Source organism: Ornithinibacter sp. (assembly GCF_035443565.1).
GTDB lineage: Bacteria > Actinomycetota > Actinomycetes > Actinomycetales > Dermatophilaceae > Fodinibacter.
In genome coordinates, this window is record NZ_DAORSO010000402.1 from 1 (window position 1) to 1169 (window position 1169).

Annotated in this window: 2 protein-coding genes; both read right to left on the reverse strand. The window is 68.2% G+C overall.

Going from position 1 to position 1169, the window contains the following annotated elements; all coding sequences use genetic code 11:
- Positions 1-709: NAD(P)(+) transhydrogenase (Re/Si-specific) subunit beta (locus tag PLL68_RS15515; protein ID WP_324535635.1), on the reverse strand; the 709-nt coding region annotated here is incomplete at its 3' end.
- Positions 706-1169, reverse strand: a 464-nt coding sequence (locus PLL68_RS15520) for a proton-translocating transhydrogenase family protein (protein ID WP_324535637.1), incomplete at its 5' end; no start/stop codon positions are given. The genes PLL68_RS15520 and PLL68_RS15515, both read right to left, overlap by 4 nt.

A 1169-nucleotide genomic window follows, 5' to 3' on the forward strand; every position in this document is an offset into this window, starting at 1 on the left:
TCGACACGACCACGGGCATGTCGCCGCCACCGATGGAGGCGACGAGGTGCCAGCCGAGCGCGAGGGCGACGGCGGTGATGAGCACCAGCACGGCCCTGCGGGCCATGGTCTCGTCGGCCGGCATCACCACGTAGACCACGGTGAGCACGAAGAACGCCGCGATCGCGCCCAGGTTGATCCAGTTGCGCCCGGGCAGCATCAGCGGGGCCGACTTGATCCGCGCCGACAACTTGAGGAACGCGACGATCGACCCCGTGAAGGTCACCGCGCCGATGAAGACCCCGATCGCGACCTCGACGTCGTGGATCACCGGGTAGGGAGTGTCCTCGACGGAGGAGTTCCAGCCCACTAGCACGGCCGCGAGCCCGACAAAGCTGTGCAGCATCGCGATGAGCTCGGGCATGCCGGTCATCTCGACCTTCTTGGCCCGGTCGAGCCCGATCACCGCGCCGATGCCCATTGCTGCGAGGATCAGCGCCAGGCCGAACCCGCCCGATCCCTCGGTGCTGACCTCGACACGACCCGCGGACACCGACGTTCCGGCAGTGGCCGCCAGGATCGTGGCGACGAGGGCGATGGTCATGCCGATGATGCCGAAGCGGTTTCCTGCCCGCGCGGTCTCGTGCCGGGACAGGCCTGCGAGGGCGAGGATGAAGGACAGGCCAGCGACGATGTACGCGCCCTGGACGAGTGTCACCGGAAGGCTCATCGCGCCGGCTCCTCTCGCTTGAACATCTCGAGCATTCGCGCCGTCACCCGGAACCCGCCGAAGACGTTGATGCTCGCCACGAGGATGGCGACGAACGCGAGCACCGAGACCACAGCACTGGAATGACCGATCTGCAGGACCGCCCCGACCACGATGATGCCGCTGATCGCGTTCGTCACGGACATCAGCGGGGTGTGCAGGGCGTGGTGGACGTTCCCGATGACGTAGAACCCGATGACGACCGAGAGCATGAACACCATGAAGTGGCCGAGGAACGGCTGGGGCGCCACCGACGCGACGAGCAGGAAGAACGCCGCGCCGACGCCCATGAGACCGAGGCGCCGGTTCGCGCTCATCGGCTCCTTGACCGCCTTGACAGGCGCGGCCGTGGCCGGCACGACGTCGGTGGATGCCGGGGCCGCCGACACCTGCACCGGCGGCGGGGGCCACAACACCTCCC